Here is a 17,109-nt window from a genome sequence, read left to right as displayed (position 1 = left end):
CTGACGCGGCGGTTTGCCGGGAGGACCATCAGGAGGCATGGGAGTGAGAAAACCATCCAAGCAAGCGCGTTCGGATGCGCCCCAATGGCATGCGCTTTCCGCCGACAAAGTCTGCGATTTGTTGCGAGTTTCCGATGCCGGTTTGTCCGCCCCGGAAGTCGAAAGAAGGCGCAAGCGATACGGGGAAAACCGCCTGACCCCCACTGCCCGGCGCGGGCCGATCCGGCGCTTTTTCGCCCAGTTCCACGATCTCCTGATCTACGTCCTGCTGGTGGCGGCCGGGGTGACCGCCGCCATCGAGCATTGGATCGACAGCGGCGTCATTCTCGGCGTCGTCTTGATCAACGCCGCCATCGGCTTCATTCAGGAAGGCAAGGCGGAAAAGGCCCTGGATGCCATTCGCAACCTGCTTTCCCACAAGGCCATGGTGCGCCGCGACGGTCGGAATTTTCTGGTTCCTGCCGAAGAGCTGGTGCCGGGAGATCTGGTGACGCTGGAAAGCGGCGACAAGGTGCCCGCCGATCTGCGCCTGCTTCAAGTAAAAAATCTCCGCGTGGACGAGTCCATGTTGACCGGCGAATCGGTGCCGGTGGACAAAAGCTGCGATGCAGTCACCGCCCACGCCCCGCTGGGAGATCGCGTCGGCATGGTTTATTCGGGCACCCTGGTGACTTACGGAACGGCCCTCGGGGTGGTGGTGGCCATCGGCGACGATACCGAAATCGGTCGCATCAGTGCCTTGCTGAGCAAGGTGCCTCATTTGACCACCCCGCTTTTGCGCCAGATGACCCGTTTCAGTCGCTGGCTGACCGCGGCCATCGTCGCCATTGCTTCGGCGACTTTCGCCTACGGTTGGATGATTCAGCATTCCTCCCTCAAGGATTTGTTCATGTCCGCGGTGGGACTTGCGGTGGCGGCGATTCCGGAAGGGTTGCCCGCGATCATGACCATCACCTTGGCCATCGGGGTGCAACGCATGGCCCGACGCAACGCCATCATCCGGCGTTTGCCCGCGGTGGAAACCCTGGGCGCGGTGACGGTGATTTGTTCCGACAAGACCGGCACCTTGACCCGCAACGAGATGACCGTGACCAACGTCGCCGTCAACGATCTATTGTTCGATGTGAAGGATGGGGGCTACGATCCCCATGGCGATTTCAGGCTGCAGGGTGAGACGGTTTCCCTGGACCTCTATCCGGGGCTTTGCGAGCTGGCCCGGGCGGCCGCGCTATGCAACAACGCCGAGATGGAGAAAAATGGCGAGCAATGGATCATTCACGGCGACCCCACCGAAGGCGCCTTATTGACGCTGGCGCGGAAAGCGGGGCTCGAGCTGGATTTCGAACGCAAGGAAATTCCCCGGACCGATACCATTCCGTTCGAATCGGAACACCGATTCATGGCCACCCTCCATCACGATCACGACGGTCACGCCTTCGTGTTCGTCAAGGGGGCGCCCGAGCGAATTCTCGCCATGTGTCGCTGGCAGCGGCGCTATGGTGAGGATGAACCCATTCACTTGGATTATTGGCACCGAGTGATGGATACCATGGCCGGTCGCGGCCAGCGGCTCTTGGCCATTGCCTTTAAAGTCGTCCCGACCGATCGGCGTCAATTGGCGTTCGACGATGTGGAGAGCGGTCTGACCCTGCTGGGCATCGTAGGCATGATCGATCCCCCGCGCGCCGAGGCGATCGAAGCCGTCCGCCAATGCCAAGGGGCGGGTATCCGGATCAAGATGATCACCGGCGATCACGCTGCCACCGCGGTGGCCATCGCCCGGCAGATGCGTATCGGGAATGGGGAGACGGTCTTGCGGGGCGAGGATTTGGATCGCCTGGACGAGTCGGCCTTGACCGAAATGCTTCGTGAGACGGACGTTTTCGCCCGCACCAGTCCGGAGAATAAGCTGAGGCTGGTGAAAAGCCTCCAGGCCGACGGTCAGGTGGTCGCCATGACCGGCGACGGGGTGAACGATGCTCCGGCGCTGAAACGGGCCGAAGTGGGCATCGCCATGGGCGTAAAAGGCACCGAAGTGGCCAAGGAATCGGCGGAAATGGTGCTCGCGGACGACAACTTTGCCTCCATCGCTCATGCCGTGGAGGAGGGAAGGGCGGTCTACGACAACCTGAAAAAGTCGATCGTTTTCATTTTGCCGACCAACGGCGGCGAAGCCATGACCATCGTCGCCGCCATTGCCATGGAACGGATGCTGCCCATTACCCCGGTGCAGATTCTGTGGGTGAACATGATCACCGCCGTTACCCTGGCGCTCACCCTGGCCTTCGAACCCCCGGAGAAGCGTATCATGCAGCGACCTCCGCGGCGCTCCGACGAAGCATTGCTGTCCAAGTTTCTGATCTGGCGCATCCTGTTCGTGTCCTTGCTGATCGTCGCGGGGACCTTCGGACTGTATCTCTGGGAACGTTCCTTCGGGACGCCGATCGAAGCCGCCCGAACCGTCGCCGTCAATACCTTGGTGATGTTCGAAATCTTCTATGTGCTCAACTGCCGTTACTTGACCGATTCGGTGCTGAATCTCAAGGGATTGTTCGGCAATCCCTACACTTGGTTGAGCATTGTTTTGCTGGTGATCTTCCAGCTGGGATTTACCTATTTGCCGCCCATGCAGTTCCTGTTCGGAACCGTGGCGATCGACGCGCGGCATTGGCAGGTGATCGTGGCCGCCTCCATGTCGGTCTTCGTGCTGGTGGAGGTGGAAAAATTCATGGTTCGATTGTTTTATCGGGCGGGGCGCCGCCGTACCGGCAGGGCCGTATCGCATCCATGACGGCGGATTGCCGCTCGGGGTCCGGCCGATGATTCAGATTTTCGCCATTGCCTTCGGCGGGGCGGTGGGTGCGTTGCTGCGTTTTTTTATTTCCAGTGGCGTATCCGCTTGGCTGGGCCCCGGCTTCCCCTACGGCACCCTCGTCGTCAATGTCCTGGGTTCTTATCTCATCGGCTTGATGAGCGAGGCGCTGCTGTTGGAACGGGTCGCGGTGGCGACGGAATTCCGGGCCGGTGTACTGGTGGGGCTGTTCGGTTCTCTGACCACTTTTTCCACCTTTTCGGTGGAAACCCTCGCCCTTCTCCAACAAGGCGCATGGCCCGCGGCCCTGGGGAATATCGGTCTCAGCGCGGGTCTCTGCACGGGAGTGGCGTTTCTGGGGCTGCTCAGCGGGCGCAGCTTGTTTTATCCTTCCCGGGGCATTATTTATTGGTCGAGGTGGCCGGTGCCTTATGGCTGGCTATTGATTAACTTTCTCATCGCGGTCCTGATCGGTTTCTTTTTGACGTTTCTGGTGGAATGGTCGCCCGTGTCCGATCGGCTCAGAGCGGTGTTGACTGTACTTTTGGTGGGCGGTTTCGTGACTTTTTCCAGCCTTTATCTGGCTTTATTTCTGCACGAAGAGGCGTTAGAACTAAAACATCACGGCCGCTGGATGGTGGGGTTGCTGCTCGGTAATGCGATGGTCTGTCTTGCGGGTATTTGGCTTGGATTCTGGGGAGGTGAGCTATGGTGAAAGGCCAACAAGTTTGGGTGGCGCGCGTTTATGTACTGGAGGGGCACGATCATCTGGACGAGCTCCTCCAAATTATCCACGAGGAGGAGGGAATCGCCAACGTACACGCTTTTCGGGCCGTCGCCGGAACCGCGGGCGGGCGGGAAGTGCACACCTCGTCCCTGTTGACCTTGTCCTTGCGGTTGCCGCTGATGGTGGAGTTTTTCGGCGAAGAGAAACGGGTCGAAGCAGCGATCGGCAAGCTGCAAAGCCGTCTCGGATTGGAGGATATTTTAGTTTGGCCGGCTATCAAGCCTCCGTCACAAGTGCCGGGCGGTGCCGAACCCTCCCCACACCCCGCCGGCACAGATCAGTAGATTCAGCGCGAAGACACCCACCAGCCACGGCAGAATCTGGTGGAAGGCATTTTCCTGGCGGAGGAGTTCCTGCAGGAGATGCAAGCTGGAAACAGTGGCGAAACCGCCGATTGACAGAATGCTCCAACTGGTTCGATAAGCCGGACCCGGACGCCACCGTTCGAAGGCGGCCTCCATCGCCAACCCCACTATAAAAGCGACCAAGCCGTTGGCCAAAAGCCCCAGCAGCCAGGGCAAGGGCCAGTCGACCCCGGGCAAGGAAATGAGGCCGTTTCCAACCAACAGCGCCCGCCCGCATAGAAAGCCGGTCCAGGCGGCGGCAAGTCCCAACCCGATGCTGATCAAAAGATTGCCGAACGCGCGCAGCATGCGCCCTTGCTCGATCAGATAAACGGTTTCCAGTGCGAAGGTGGAAAAAGTGGTGAACGCCCCCAGAAACCCGGTGGCCGCCGCCGCTCGCCAGGGAAAGCTCGACGGCGGCAATTGCAGCAAGGGGTCCGCCAAAAGCCCCAACAGGAACGAACCGATTAGATTGGCGGCGAGGGTGCCGTGGGGAAATCCCCGTCCCAGCCAGCGATAAACGGCACCGGAAATCGAAAAGCGCAGCAGGGCGCCTGTGGCACCGCCGAAGGCGACGGCAAGAAGGTTGGCGAGCATGTTCGTCGAATCCTAATTGTCTGAACAAGGTTCCGTGGACTCGTTTTCCGCCTCGGCGAGATACCGTTCCGCGGGCGTTGTTCGCTTGTAAAGCTCGGGCACCCAGGCGTCGCCCCAGAACAAAAAGCAACTCGTCTCGCCCTCCAAAATCAGATCCCGCGCCTTGGCCAGGGACTGCTTCCCCCGGGCCGAAAGTTTGGATTCCCGGTTTTTGAGCCCCCAATAGCGGGCGCTGATGGCGCGTACCCTCTCCACCGCCTGCTTCTGGGAGTCCGACCCCGCCCATTGGGACAGATCGAAGCCGGAGGTGGAACCCACGTTCCAGGCGCCGGTCCGCACGAAGGCTTCCTCGGAAGGCGAATGGGCGTCGAGATATTCGCTGATGGCGGTCGGCTGGACGGGGGACTCGCCGCCGCGAACGGCCTCCATGTAAGGCGCGAAAAAGTGGCCGAAAAATCCCGACGCCTCGTGCATCTGCCTGAACCAGCCGCCGTTTTCCCCGTCGGACCAGGTGGTCACCAGGCGGTCGGCCTCGGGACGGGGCGACTCGGCGACTTTGTGCGCCGCCTCGTTGAAGAACCAGCCGGGATCCAGTCCGCTTTCCTGGGCGTTGGAAATATCCCGGTTGCGCGGAATCACCGTGATAGCCGATCCCTCGAAGCTCGCCCGGTAGGGCTGGAAAACATCGACGGTCTTGTCCGAATTTTGCGGCTGGACGTGAACGCCGTCCACGACCACATATTCGTAACCGGCCTTCACCAAAGCCGGAATCATCTCCATGCAGAAAGCCATCTCCGGCGGCCAAAAGCCCTTGGGCGCGCGCCCGAAAATCTCCTGCATGATTTCACGTCCGCTAAGCAGTTGCTCCTCCCAGTCCTCCTGAGGGATGAGAGGGAAAATGGGATGGTAATAGCCCATGCCGATGAGTTCGATATTGTCGGCCTCGGCGTAATTTTCCAGCATCGCCGGAATATCCACGAACCGCCGATAGCGATCGACCATCTCCGGGTCGCGGAATTGCTCCAGCAGCACCCCGGAAAAGCCCACGTGGAGCCGACCCACATCGGCGTATTCGCGCGCGTAACGCGGTACGCGATCGTAGCAGCGGATGATTTGCTCCGTTTCCCACGGATTGCTGTCGATGAGCAGCCGGAGATTCCCCGGCGGTTGGTGCATGTGAAGCCCTAAGGCGTGGAAGATCCGTCCCGTCCGCATCGATCCCCCCTTTCTTCTAAAAAAAACGGTGAATGTCGGCCCCTGCCTATCCGAGCTAAGGGACACCGCGTTTAAGATAACGAGATACATGGGGCAAAGCAACGATGTCCTTCCATCTATTGAGCGGCGGGCAAATGGCGTTGGAGAAAGTGATCCAAACCGCCCACGTACCGCTCGCCGCTCAGCAGAAAGCCGGTATTGTGATCGCCCCGCAGCTTCAGGAAAGACCTGGGCGGGTGGGCGGCGGCATAGAGTGCCTGGCCGTGGCGGTAGGGAATGATCTCGTCCTCCGAGCTGTGGATGACCAGCACCGGGCAATGGACATCATTCAGGTAATCGCGGGTGGGGTAGTTGAGTCGGGCCAATCGGCGCGCCGGAAGCCACCAGTAGAGTTCGGCCGCCAGTTCCGGGACCGAGGTAAAGGCCGATTCCAGGATCAATGCGCCGGGCTTGGCTTGGGTGGCCAACCAAGCCGCCAGCGCCGCCCCCAAGGAACGGCCGAACAGGACAACGCGCTGCGGCTCGATGCCGTACACCTCGGTGAGATGGCGCCAGGCCGCGCGGGCGTCGAGCCGGGTTCCCTTCTCGCTGGGCCGGCCTTCGCTTCGGCCGTAACCCCGATAATCGAAGATCAAGATCGACAGACCCAGATCGTGGAAAATACGCACCGAATCCAGCCGGTGGGAGATATTGCCCGCGTTGCCATGGAAAAAGAGCAGGGCGCCGCGAGGTTCCTTGGCCGGAATGAACCAGCCGTGGAGGCGAACCCGGTCCTCGGTCTCAAAATGAACGGTCTCGTAATCGAGGCCGATTGCCGCCGGCGTGGCGGCGAGGGTACGCGAGGGGAGGTTGGGCAGGTACAGCAGGGCGGATTGACCGAAGTACATAGCGGCCAACAAGATACTGTAGGCGCCGGCCGCAGCCAGTAGAGCCAAAATCAGGGAAGGCATCGGATGGGGGCTCCGCTCGAAATCGGCGTATATCCTAGTGCTCTTTCAATTTTATATTGTCGGGTAGAGCTGTTTCAGCTTTATCCGGGCATCCTCAGTCGTAAACCGCCAATCGACGGTCACCGCAGCTTGGTTGCGTGCCGCCGCCCAGGCTTCGACCTCTCTGCGCACGGTTTCCCTATCCGGTAGCCGCCGATCAAGACATTGTCGCGACAACACGCTGAATTCGCATTCCGCCATATTCAACCAACTGCCATGCTTTGGTGTATACACAAATTCCAGTTTATCCAGCAGAGCGCGTGCGACCTGTGGCTCAAATGCTTTATACAAAGAAGCTCCCGTATGTGTGCTTAAGTTATCCATGACCAGGGTAATACGCCGGGCATCCGGAAAGTCTTTCTCCACCAACGCCCGAACCCCCTCTGCCCATTGCGGCGCCGCATGATTGTCTGCGACCTCTATCCGTCTCCACCCCCTAAACGGGGCATAAAACTGAATCAGGTGGGCGACACCGTTGCGCTCGTACTCCACATCGTAGCGCTCGATTTGCCCGGGCTTGCCCGGCACGCGAGGTCGCACTTCCCTCACACATTGCACGCTGGTTTCGTCCATGCACACCACCGGATAGTCCGGATCGAAGGGGCGCTTGTAAACCTCCAGGACGCGCTCCATCGCGCACACAAACGCGGCATTCTGTTTGGGCGGAATACACCACATCGCTTTCCGCCACGGTTTAAAGGCGTTTTTTTAAAACGCGTCTTACCGATTCGTGCGAAATCGACTCCACAACACCCAACTCAACCAGTCGATCGCTCAACAGATGCAACGTCCAGCGCGATTGCCCCGGTGGCGGCTCACTGCACATCAGCGCCACCAACTGCGCCTCGCCATCACCGTCGAGGACGCGCCGCTTTTCCCGCATACGCCGCTTGCGCTCCAAGGCCGCATCGAGGCCTTCCTCTACACAGCGTTGACGCAACCGCGACACCGTGCGTGCGTTGACCCCGACAGTCTCAGCCACTTCGCTGTCCAGCAGGCCCGGGCCTTGATCGCCCTCATCGGCCCACAGCAGTATTTGCGCGTGGGTGCGTCGATAGGCTGCCGTTTTGCCTTTGCGCACCAAAGCTTCCAAGCTCTGGCGCTCCTCCGCCGTCAGGCGGACAATGTATTTCTTCTTCATACGCCTTCTCAGCATGTTGCTGGATAACATTGAGAAAGCACATTAACATTAGGCAATATTAAATTGAAGGTCTACTAGTATAGCAAGGTCTTCGTTTCCGTCACGATTTGGTCACGTTGATTGCGGACGTGGATCGATCCATGATTTTTCCCCTGAAGATAACGTTTGGGCCTCAATTCAACTTGAACGAGTAGTCCGGTAGGAGGCGACGCCGACCGAATAAATGACCTGATCTTTCTAGCTTTTACTCCTTTTAAGGTCAACTGTGATTCAATGGAGGCGTTTCAAAATAAGATTGATGGATGAGCCACATGTATCACTTCCTCGACCAAAGCATTCGTATGCTCAGGGCGGCAGGCGAAGTCGGAAAGGTTGATCCCGACGTAATGCAATTGCTTGCTGCGCCGATGCGGGTCACTTCCTTTCGGATTCCCTTGAAAATGGACGACGGCAGCTTCCGCGTCTTCGATGCCCATCGCGTTCGCTACAATGATGCCCTGGGACCTTGTCGAGACGGTGTCCGCATCTCGCCCGACTTGGATCTCGACGAGGTGAAGTCGCTGGCCTTGATCATGTCTATTAAACACGCCGCCGGCCATATTCCCGCCGGCGGAGGTAAGGGCGGGATCGAGGCGGATCCGCACCAGTTAAGCCCCCGGGAGATGGAAGCCCTCTGTCGAGGGTATATGCGCAATTTGAGACCCAAGGGGCCCAATTACGATGTGCCCGGGGCGGATATCGGCACCGATCTTCAGAGCATGTCCTGGATGCTCGATGAATACGAATCCGTCAGCGGCTACCACGATCCTCCCGCGGTTAACGACAAACCGCCCATTCTGGGGGGGACGCTGGGCGGCTACGAAGCCACCGGCCGCGGTGTGTTCGAAGTATTCGAGGAGGCGGCCCATGAAATCGGTCTGGAAATCCCCAATGCCCGAGTGGCCATCCAAGGATTCGGGCAGGTGGGGTCGGTGGCGGCTGCTCAGTTCCAGAATGCCGGTTGTCGCGTCGTGGCTGTCAGCGACATCCGAGGTGGGATATACGTCAAGGAGGGGGTCGATGTGGCGGCTTTGCTACATCACAAGCAGCAAACGGGAAGCGTGGTGGAGTTCCCCGGCAGTACGCCGCTCGGCAATGCGGAATTGCTGCAATTGGAATGCGAGGTGCTGGTGCCTGCCGCAGTCCAGGGAGTGATTACCGAAGAGAATGCGGGGCGGCTGCGGACGCGTTTGCTGGTGGAAGCGGCCAATGCCCCGACCACCGTGGAGGCGGATAAAATTCTGGTGGAAAAAGGCATTGCCGTGGTTCCCGATGTCCTGGCCAATGCCGGCAGTGTGCATCTATGCCAGATGGAGCGCAGTCAGGGGCTCTACGACAATTATTGGGAGATCGACGTGATTAATCGCTTGCGCTGGGAACGCCTGATAGGGGGGGTCAGGGAAGCCCGGACGACCGCGTCGAGGTACGGGGTCGCCTCGACGCGGTTGGGCGCTTGGATCAACGCCTTGAAACGCATCGAGGAAGCGGTGAAGACGCGGGGCTGGTGTTAACCGGGAATCGCCAGGTCCTCGCCTCCGGTCGGTGAGCATTTGAGATCGGGGTTTTCCCGGGTGATCAGTTCCATGGCCACGGCCGCATTGCGCACTCTTTCCCGAATCATATCGTCGTGATAGGAGGGCGGATTCCAAGGCGCGTAGACCACCTCTTCGGAGGGGCCCGGTTCAATTTTGAAATAGCAGGGCGCGGTGATGCGCGCGATCTCGGCGGCTTCGTAGAAGCGCACAAAACCGCCCATGGCGTTGACCAGGCAGAGATAAACATCCATTGGAATTTGGATGCTGCTGCGTATTGCCGACAGCATGGGCAGGGTGAGGTCGGCGAGCGGATTGAAGGTATCGGCCCCCAATTGTTCCGCTACCCGGGCGCCCGCCGGATTGGCCTGGCCGGCGAAAACCGAGAGCTTGAAAATGATATCTTCAGGTAGGATGGCCTGCTGCCGCAGTTGGCTGGCCAGCCAGAGCACGCCCTCGTCCGCCACCAGAAAACCGCGGAATCCCGCCTCTATACAGCGTTCGATATCCTTGAGCCAGTGGCGAACGCGGTTCATGCCGCGCAGCCGCATTCCGGAAACCAGCCCTTCGGCGGTGGTGATTTGCCGGCCACTGTCCCAGGTCCGGCGGGGGCCGGGCGTCATGACCACCTCGATACGCCGTTGATGCGCCAGCTGGGCGAAATCCCGCAATTCATCCCAAGTCAGATAGGTGGCGCCGCCCACCGTGGCGATGATTCGATGCACCGGCACTCCTTGTCGATCGGCTTCGTCGATCAATGTTTCCAGGGCGGAAACCCGTTCGACGCCGGATATTTCGATTCGGTAATGCCCGCCGTCGGGAAAAGTCAGACTGGAATCGGGAAGGTGATTGTTGTCTTGGGCCGGGAGTCCGAGAGCCTCAAGCGCCTGCTCTAGTTTTTGCATACGTTGCCTCTTTTTCAACGATGTCCCTATACCGGATAAATTGCGATAATACAAAGTAAGCCAGCGTTTTAAAAGGTGTTTCCATGACTCTGAGCAGCTCGGCGATTATCCACGACCCGATCGGGCGCTATCCCCAAGCGACGGTGGCCTGTTTCGATCCCACCTGCGGCAATCTGCCCCGCAGACAGCTGGACGAAGCCCGGACTATGGTCTATCTGGAGCGATTGGCTTCCGCCGGGGCCATGGCGACACTCATCGCCTCGTCCACCGGACGGGGCCATCTGCGCACGATCGACGAGCTCACGGCGTGGTTCGATTGTGCCGCCCGGGCCGATACGGGAGAGATGCTGCGATTGGCGTTGCTGCGTCCGGAAGACGGTTTGGACGCCAACAAGCGGCTGCTGGACCGGCTTGCCGCAATGCATTATCCGGTGGTGTTTTTTCGTCCCGGGACCGACTTGGATCCATCAGCCCTTGACGAAGAAGTGAGCGCAAGCCTGGCGCCTCTTGTCAGTGCCGCCGCCGAGCGGGACTTGGCCATCGGTCTCTACTCCATTTCCGATGTCAGCGGGTTGCCTCTGACACCGGAGGCCGTCGCCCGGTTGGTTGTCTCAAGTGGCGGTGGGCATATCGTCGCCGTCAAGGTGACCGAAAAGGACTACGAACGGAGCACGGCGCGCTTCCTGGTCCATCCCGACCTCAAGCGCCTAAAAATCGTTCAGGGGTGGGACCCGCACCTGGGGCGGGCGCTTCGAGACGGTCCCCGGCACGATTCCGACGGACGCCAGCGAGTCGGCATTACTTCCGGCTTGATGGCGCTCGCGGTGTATCAGTATAGGTATCTATTGCAGGCCGCCTCGGAGGAGGATTGGGACGAAGTGGCTCAGGCGCATCAAGCGTGTACCCTTCTGTTCCAGGCTATGCAGGACGATCCGCACCGCTTCGCCGATCTTCAGCGCGCCAAATATATTATGGGTCTGGGACAACCGTTGACCGGAACGGTGACTTCGGCCCAGGTTAAACGTATTTTCAAGGCTCTGGAATCCTTGCCCCGTCCCCAAGACCGCCGCCGAGTGGCTCGAAGCTTGGATCTCATGGGAGACGGTCCTTATCATCGGTATCTTCGGCGACTGTACGAATTAAAACCGAATCCCTAACAGCTAAAATGTTCGTCTACATATTCTCTCTAGCGGCAGGTGCTGGTTGAGTATTGTATGTCCGGATTTGCGAGATTGAGGCATATCGCCATTTTCGCCATAATCAACCCCTCGTCTCCTAGGTGAGGAGGGTCTAAGTTTGAAGGGAAGGAGTATCGTGAATTTAGGTGTTCAATAATTGGGGTCATAGTAATAATTTTAAATCAAGGTAATAAATATTACTTTGACCGTATGCCGTAACCGGCTGTTTTTCTTGCGGGTTAAAGTCCCGCGAAAGGAGTTGTCCGTACACCTTTGTAGCGCCTGGAAGCAGCGTCCGAGCAATCGGGGGTTGTAAGTTTCCGAGGGGCGAAGTTGCCGGCCGTAGCGCAAGCGAACCTACGGGTAGCCTCGTCAATTAGTTGGAGATGCCGACCCTGTGGTCAGAAGGGGAAGGCCGCTGTCGATGGGATGAGAGAACGGAAGCGTTCCACCGGATCTCCCGGGGTAGCAGGGGCGGCAGGTAACGGAAGAAAACCAGTGCAGTGCGGGAGATCCGCGGCGGTGGCGGGGCAGAACCGCCAACGGGTGCGTATAAGGCGAGTGCCGAAGTCGTGCCGGGCCGTCGTGGAAGTCGGAGGGGTCCATACTACCGTTCGAGGACTTGGGACAACACAACCCGGTCCGAGGGAAGGGGCCCTGCTTTGTTCACGCAACCGAAGAGTGGAGGATCAGGGGATTATTCGCCCCCCTCCCTGGGGCTCACCCCTTCGGGGCCAGCCTGCAGCTGTTCAAAATCGCTCCCGGCGATTTTGTGCCATGGTGCTACGAACCCCGGAAAAGATCAGGACGCTGCAGAGGAAGCTCTACACCAAGGCCAATCAGGAGCCGGACTTCCGCTTCTATGCCTTGTACGACAAGCTGTGCCGGGCGGACATTCTGAGTCACGCCTATCGGCGGGTCCGGTCGAACAAGGGCGCGCCCGGCGTAGACGGGCAGACCTTCGAGGCCATCGAGGCAGAAGAAGGGGAAGCGCAATTCTTGCAACGCCTACAGAAGCAGTTGGAAAGCAAGACGTACCAAGCGGACGCGGTGCGTCGGGTAGGGATACCCAAGCCCGATGGCAGCAAACGGCCGCTGGGAATTCCCACCATCCGGGATCGAGTGGTGCAAATGGCGGCCAAAATTGTCCTGGAGCCGATCTTCGAGGCGGACTTCTGCGAGCACTCGTATGGTTTCCGTCCGAAGCGCTCGGCCCATGACGCGGTGGATGCCGTGGCGGACGCCCTGTTGAGCGGCCACGCCCAAGTGATCGACGCGGACCTGTCGAAGTATTTTGACACCCTCCCCCACGCCAAGCTGTTGGCGGCAGTGGCCGAACGCATCAGCGATGGTGCGGTGCTGGCGCTCATCAAGCAATGGCTCAAGGCACCGGTGGTGGAAGAAGACGACGACGGCACACGGCGGACGAGGGGAGGTGGCAAAAGCAATCGGCGGGGCACGCCCCAGGGCGGGGTGATCTCGCCGTTGCTAGCGAACCTGTATCTGCATCTTCTGGATCGGATATGGGAACGGCATGGACTGGAAACACGCTACCGCTGTCGGCTGGTGAGGTACGCCGACGATATAGTGGCATTGTGCGCAGGGGATGTCGAGGCGCCGCTGGCGGCGCTGCGACAGATCTTGGAGAAGCTGGACCTCAGCCTCAACGAGACCAAGACCCGGGTAGTGGATGCTCGCGAGGAATCCTTCGACTTCCTCGGATTCAGCTTTCGCGTGAAGCGGAGCTGCAAGAGTGGCAAACACTACCCGCACGTGGAACCGTCCAAGCAGGCGGTGCAGCGGATCAAAGATCGCACCAAGGCGCTGACCGACCGGCGGCGCACCCCGGTTCCGATGCCAATGATCATGGGCGAACTCAACGCCACCTTGCGTGGCTGGTCCAATTATTTCCACCACCGCAACTGCACTCGGGTGATGTCCAAAGTGAAGCTGCAAGTGGAAGAGCGGGTGCGTATCCACCTGCGGCGGCGTCACAAGCTGGCCAGCCGGGGATATCATCGCTTTCCGGGCCGAATAATCTATGGACGTTATGGGCTTTTCAAGCTGCCGACGACGGCGCCCTGGCGCTCGGCGCATGCCTCGGTGTGAAGAACATCGGAAAGCCGTGTACGGGACAAATTGGCCGGGAGCCAATTTGAACAGACGCAGGCTGGCCCCGCAGGGGTGAGCCGGTGACATCCTCGATGTCCTCCTGGCGAAGAGACCCTTAAGCCTTGGTTCGATGCTTATGGCGGTTGACCCTCAATATCGGCTTAATTTAGATTGAAATTTGGTGGAAGCGGGGGAATTTGCTTTGAAAGCGAGCACCCGCACGATCCGGCAGTGCCATCTGATGTGCACCACCGTGGCTGGTTCGGGGTTAGCACAATGGCATCTCGGGGCCGGGCAATGAGGCTTGCTTTGGATCGATCAATCGGAGCGGAGGAGGGCCGCCATGATTAAACGAGTGACGTTGGGACTGCTTTGGATCGCCCTGGCCGGTGGAGCCGCCGCCGACACGCCGACGTGCGATGCCGACAACGGCGGGCTGAAGCTGGCCAAAGGTTTCTGCGCCCTGGTGGCGGCGGACAACCTCGGTAGGGTACGGCACTTGGCCGTCGCTGACAATGGCGACGCTTACGTGGCCCTTCGAGGTGGCGGATCGGAGCCGGCGGGCGTCGTCGGCCTTCGCGACACCGACGGCGACGGCCGCTTCGATCAAAAGATCCACTTCGGCCCTGCGGGCGGTACCGGCATCGGAATCCACCGCGAATTTCTTTACTACGGCACGTCCACCCGCATCGTTCGCTGGAGGCTCGACGGCAACCTGAAGCCGGAATCGCCCATGGAAGTGGTGGTGGATGGCTTCCCCAGCCAGCGCTCCCACAGGGCCAAGACGTTCACCTTCGATACCCAGGGGAATCTTTACGTCAACGTCGGCGCTCCGTCCAACAGCTGCCAGGAGAAGGACCGGGCGGACCGCTCCCCCGGAAAAAAACCTTGCCCGCAACTAAAGCGGGCGGCGGGAATTTGGCAATTCAAGGCATTTCGAAGCGGTCAGACTCAGGTGGATGACGGCAAGCGTTATGCCACCGGGATCCGCAATGCCGTGGCCATCGCCTGGAATCCTTGGGACGATCAGCTCTATACGGTCCAGCACGGCCGCGATCAGTTGGGCCAGAACTGGGGGTTCAGCGATGAGAAAAACGCCGAAGCCCCTTCGGAAGAGCTGCAGCGGGTGACCGCCGGCGCTGATTTCGGCTGGCCCTATTGCTACCACGATCCCGCCAAGGGCTCGCGCGTGAAGGCGCCCGAATACGCGGACGACGACAGCCGGGATTGCAGCGCCTATCCCGCCCCTGAAGTCGCCTTTCCGGGGCACTTCGCCCCCAACGACCTGTTATTTTATACCGACGACCATTTCCCCGCCCCCTATCGCAACGGCGCCTTCATCGCCTTCCATGGTTCGTGGAACCGGGCACCCCTGGCGCAGCGCGGCTACAAAGTGGTATTCGTTCCCCTGGACGGCGCAGGCCGCGTGACGGGAAAGTGGGAAGTTTTCGCCGACGGCTTCGCCGGCGTGTCCCCCCTCCGTCGGCCGGGCCAAGCGAAACATCGCCCCATGGGACTGGCCCAGGGACCGGACGGGACGCTCTATATATCCGACTCGGTGCGGGGCCGGATTTGGCGGGTGATTCACCGCTGACCTCCGGCCGCAGGGTGAAAAAATGGAGCGCAGAGTGCGGGGCAAGCGGCTGAAGGAAGGTGCCAGTGCCGCGGAGCGGGGCGAGGATAAAAAGGGCATGAGTGTCTGTTGGAAAATTATAAATTAAAAGCGTGCCCCTCTTTTCTGATTCACGGAATTTGGGGCACGCCGCCATTTTCGCCATAATGAACCTTTTGCCGCTTAGATAAGGGACGTCTGGGCTTGAAGGGAAGGAGTATCGTGAGGTTAGGTTTTTTTTCGAAGCAAAATGCCGTCGCCAAACCCGGTTATAGTCGTTGGATGGTGCCGCCTGCGGCGTTGTCCGTTCATCTCTGTATCGGACAGGTATATGCCTTTAGTGTTTTTAATGAACCGTTGACCCGCGTCATTGGGATAAGCCGTTCCTCGCCGGAAGACTGGAAATTAACCACGCTGGGGTGGGTTTTTAGTTTGGCGATCTTATTTTTGGGTCTTTCTGCGGCTTTTGGCGGGAAATGGCTGGAAAAAGTAGGGCCTAGACTGACGATGTTCATAGCCGCCTGCTGCTTCGGCGGAGGGTTCCTGATTTCGGCATTGGGGGTTTCTCTCCATCAGATCTGGTTAATCTATTTAGGGTACGGCGTGATCGGGGGTATCGGTCTCGGCTTGGGTTACGTCTCGCCGGTTTCGACCTTGATTAAATGGTTTCCTGATCGCCGAGGTATGGCGACGGGTATGGCGATCATGGGGTTCGGCGGGGGCGCGATGATAGGGGCGCCTTTATCGGTGTGGCTGATGGATCATTTTAAATCCGCCACATCGGTTGGCGTCATGGAAACGTTCCTCGTGATGGGCACGCTTTATTTTCTTTCCATGTGCGTCGGATCTCTGATCATTCGCACGCCGCCCAAAAATTGGCGTCCGGCGGGTTGGGCGGCTCCGGCCGTCCGGAATGGAATGATTACCCAAAACCATGTCCATATCGACCAGGCTTTGAAAACACCCCAATTTTATTTGCTTTGGCTGGTGTTATGCTTGAATGTCACTGCCGGAATCGGTGTTCTGGGGCAGGCTTCGGTGATGATCCAGGAAATGTTCCAAGGCGTCGTGACAGCAGCCGCGGCCGCCGGATTTGTCGGACTGCTCAGCGTGTTCAATATGGGAGGGCGGTTTTTTTGGTCCACCGCCTCGGATTTTGTCGGGCGTAAAAATACCTACTTCATCTTCTTCGTTCTCGGCATCGCTTTCTATGCCTCGGTGCCTTCCATAGGCGCGGCCGGCAATTTGGTGTTATTCATCGCGTTGTATGCGGTCATTTTAAGCATGTACGGCGGCGGCTTTTCCACGATCCCCGCATATTTGGCCGATATTTTCGGGACCAAATTTGTCGGTGGCATTCACGGCCGGTTGTTGACCGCGTGGGCCACTGCCGGCGTTCTAGGGCCTGTGTTGGTGAATTATATTCGAGAGTTTCAGGTCGAGCAGGGCGTTGCCAAGGCGGATGCCTACAATCTTACGATGTACGTGATGGCGGGTCTTTTATTCCTTGGCTTTTGCTGCAATCTGATGATGCGTTCCGTTCATGAAAAGCATCATATGAAGCACGCAGAATTGGATGAACCGGATGGCGTTTTCCCCCGGGAAGAAGCCGCGTCCGCCGGTCCAGACTCGGACCAAAAAGCGGTCGGAAAAAAATTCGAAGACGAGATCGCGCATTCAACCGCCGTAAAACCGCTTAGCCTTCTATGGCTAATGTTGTTCTGGCTTTATGTGACCGTTCCCCTCGCATGGGGAATTGGGTCGACTTTGCAGAAAGCGAGTGCCTTGTTCAATTAAACGCAGATGCAAGATCATGCCCGGGGTCACCGACCATAAGCGCCAACTT

General features: G+C 59.2%; 13 protein-coding genes. 8 read left to right on the top strand and 5 right to left on the bottom strand.

What is annotated here, in order from left to right; all coding sequences use genetic code 11:
- Positions 1-37 precede the first annotated feature (37 nt).
- The 3 genes from H035_RS19575 to H035_RS19570 are packed head-to-tail and all read left to right on the top strand — an operon-like array spanning position 38 to position 3,883.
- Complete coding sequence (locus H035_RS19575) at positions 38-2,791, top strand: cation-transporting P-type ATPase (protein WP_022949258.1); 2,754 nt, start codon at positions 38-40, stop codon at positions 2,789-2,791.
- Between the two features lie 28 nt (positions 2,792-2,819).
- Entirely contained in the window at positions 2,820-3,527 is a 708-nt protein-coding gene (locus tag H035_RS0112210; RefSeq protein ID WP_022949257.1) for a fluoride efflux transporter FluC, read from the top strand.
- On the top strand, positions 3,521-3,883 hold the full coding sequence (locus H035_RS19570; RefSeq protein ID WP_022949256.1) for a DUF190 domain-containing protein: 363 nt from the start codon (positions 3,521-3,523) through the stop codon (positions 3,881-3,883). The genes H035_RS0112210 and H035_RS19570 overlap by 7 nt, the downstream gene beginning before the upstream one ends.
- On the opposite strand, the gene crcB is transcribed toward H035_RS19570, so the two are convergent.
- From crcB to H035_RS21415, 4 genes are all read right to left on the bottom strand, one after another.
- Complete coding sequence (crcB, locus tag H035_RS21420; RefSeq protein WP_022949255.1) at positions 3,827-4,540, bottom strand: fluoride efflux transporter CrcB; 714 nt, start codon at positions 4,538-4,540, stop codon at positions 3,827-3,829. The two genes, H035_RS19570 and crcB, sit on opposite strands and share 57 nt — an antisense overlap.
- 12 nt (positions 4,541-4,552) lie before the next feature.
- Positions 4,553-5,755, bottom strand: coding sequence for a polysaccharide deacetylase family protein (locus tag H035_RS0112195; RefSeq protein ID WP_022949254.1), 1,203 nt, complete (start codon positions 5,753-5,755; stop codon positions 4,553-4,555).
- 116 nt (positions 5,756-5,871) lie between these two features.
- Positions 5,872-6,705, bottom strand: a complete 834-nt coding sequence (locus H035_RS0112190; RefSeq protein WP_022949253.1) for an alpha/beta hydrolase — start codon at positions 6,703-6,705, stop codon at positions 5,872-5,874.
- Positions 6,706-6,756: 51 nt separating this feature from the next.
- A protein-coding gene (locus H035_RS21415) for an IS630 family transposase (RefSeq protein ID WP_152486022.1) occupies positions 6,757-7,885 on the bottom strand; the annotation gives its coding sequence in 2 pieces (ribosomal slippage) (positions 6,757-7,453 and positions 7,452-7,885; 1,131 coding nt in all).
- 302 nt (positions 7,886-8,187) lie between these two features.
- Between H035_RS21415 and H035_RS0112175 the strand changes: the two genes are divergently transcribed.
- Entirely contained in the window at positions 8,188-9,435 is a 1,248-nt protein-coding gene (locus H035_RS0112175; RefSeq protein WP_051149785.1) for a Glu/Leu/Phe/Val family dehydrogenase, read from the top strand.
- On the opposite strand, the gene H035_RS0112170 is transcribed toward H035_RS0112175, so the two are convergent.
- The gene (locus tag H035_RS0112170; protein WP_022949251.1) at positions 9,432-10,361 is read right to left on the bottom strand and encodes a hypothetical protein; all 930 of its coding nucleotides are present in this window, start codon (positions 10,359-10,361) and stop codon (positions 9,432-9,434) included. The genes H035_RS0112175 and H035_RS0112170 overlap by 4 nt on opposite strands.
- 83 nt (positions 10,362-10,444) lie before the next feature.
- Between H035_RS0112170 and H035_RS19560 the strand changes: the two genes are divergently transcribed.
- From H035_RS19560 to H035_RS19555, 4 genes are all read left to right on the top strand, one after another.
- Entirely contained in the window at positions 10,445-11,518 is a 1,074-nt protein-coding gene (locus H035_RS19560; protein ID WP_022949250.1) for a beta/alpha barrel domain-containing protein, read from the top strand.
- 798 nt (positions 11,519-12,316) lie between these two features.
- Positions 12,317-13,648 (top strand): group II intron reverse transcriptase/maturase, encoded by a 1,332-nt coding sequence (ltrA, locus tag H035_RS0112160; RefSeq protein ID WP_022948237.1) that lies wholly within the window; start codon positions 12,317-12,319, stop codon positions 13,646-13,648.
- A 346-nt stretch (positions 13,649-13,994) separates the two neighbouring features.
- Entirely contained in the window at positions 13,995-15,245 is a 1,251-nt protein-coding gene (locus H035_RS0112155) for a PQQ-dependent sugar dehydrogenase (RefSeq protein WP_022949249.1), read from the top strand.
- A 300-nt stretch (positions 15,246-15,545) separates the two neighbouring features.
- A complete protein-coding gene (locus tag H035_RS19555; protein ID WP_084684959.1) occupies positions 15,546-17,060 on the top strand; it encodes an L-lactate MFS transporter in 1,515 nt (504 codons plus the stop codon).
- The last annotated feature ends 49 nt before the right edge of the window (positions 17,061-17,109 follow it).

The sequence above is a fragment of the Methylohalobius crimeensis 10Ki genome (assembly GCF_000421465.1).
GTDB classification, from domain to species: domain Bacteria; phylum Pseudomonadota; class Gammaproteobacteria; order Methylococcales; family Methylothermaceae; genus Methylohalobius; species Methylohalobius crimeensis.
Note: the sequence above shows the minus strand (reverse complement) of the source record. Positions and strands in the feature narration are given on the sequence as shown.

Excerpts from the sequence above, each read along its gene's own strand:
- H035_RS19575 (WP_022949258.1), top strand. The coding sequence starts at position 38 with ATGGGAGTGAGAAAACCATCCAAGCAAGCGCGTTCGGATGCGCCCCAA.
- H035_RS0112210 (WP_022949257.1), top strand. The coding sequence starts at position 2,820 with ATGATTCAGATTTTCGCCATTGCCTTCGGCGGGGCGGTGGGTGCGTTG.
- H035_RS19570 (WP_022949256.1), top strand. The coding sequence starts at position 3,521 with ATGGTGAAAGGCCAACAAGTTTGGGTGGCGCGCGTTTATGTACTGGAG.
- crcB (WP_022949255.1), bottom strand. The coding sequence starts at position 4,540 with ATGCTCGCCAACCTTCTTGCCGTCGCCTTCGGCGGTGCCACAGGCGCC.
- H035_RS0112195 (WP_022949254.1), bottom strand. The coding sequence starts at position 5,755 with ATGCGGACGGGACGGATCTTCCACGCCTTAGGGCTTCACATGCACCAA.
- H035_RS0112190 (WP_022949253.1), bottom strand. The coding sequence starts at position 6,705 with ATGCCTTCCCTGATTTTGGCTCTACTGGCTGCGGCCGGCGCCTACAGT.
- H035_RS0112175 (WP_051149785.1), top strand. The coding sequence starts at position 8,188 with ATGAGCCACATGTATCACTTCCTCGACCAAAGCATTCGTATGCTCAGG.
- H035_RS0112170 (WP_022949251.1), bottom strand. The coding sequence starts at position 10,361 with ATGCAAAAACTAGAGCAGGCGCTTGAGGCTCTCGGACTCCCGGCCCAA.
- H035_RS19560 (WP_022949250.1), top strand. The coding sequence starts at position 10,445 with ATGACTCTGAGCAGCTCGGCGATTATCCACGACCCGATCGGGCGCTAT.
- ltrA (WP_022948237.1), top strand. The coding sequence starts at position 12,317 with ATGGTGCTACGAACCCCGGAAAAGATCAGGACGCTGCAGAGGAAGCTC.
- H035_RS0112155 (WP_022949249.1), top strand. The coding sequence starts at position 13,995 with ATGATTAAACGAGTGACGTTGGGACTGCTTTGGATCGCCCTGGCCGGT.
- H035_RS19555 (WP_084684959.1), top strand. The coding sequence starts at position 15,546 with ATGGTGCCGCCTGCGGCGTTGTCCGTTCATCTCTGTATCGGACAGGTA.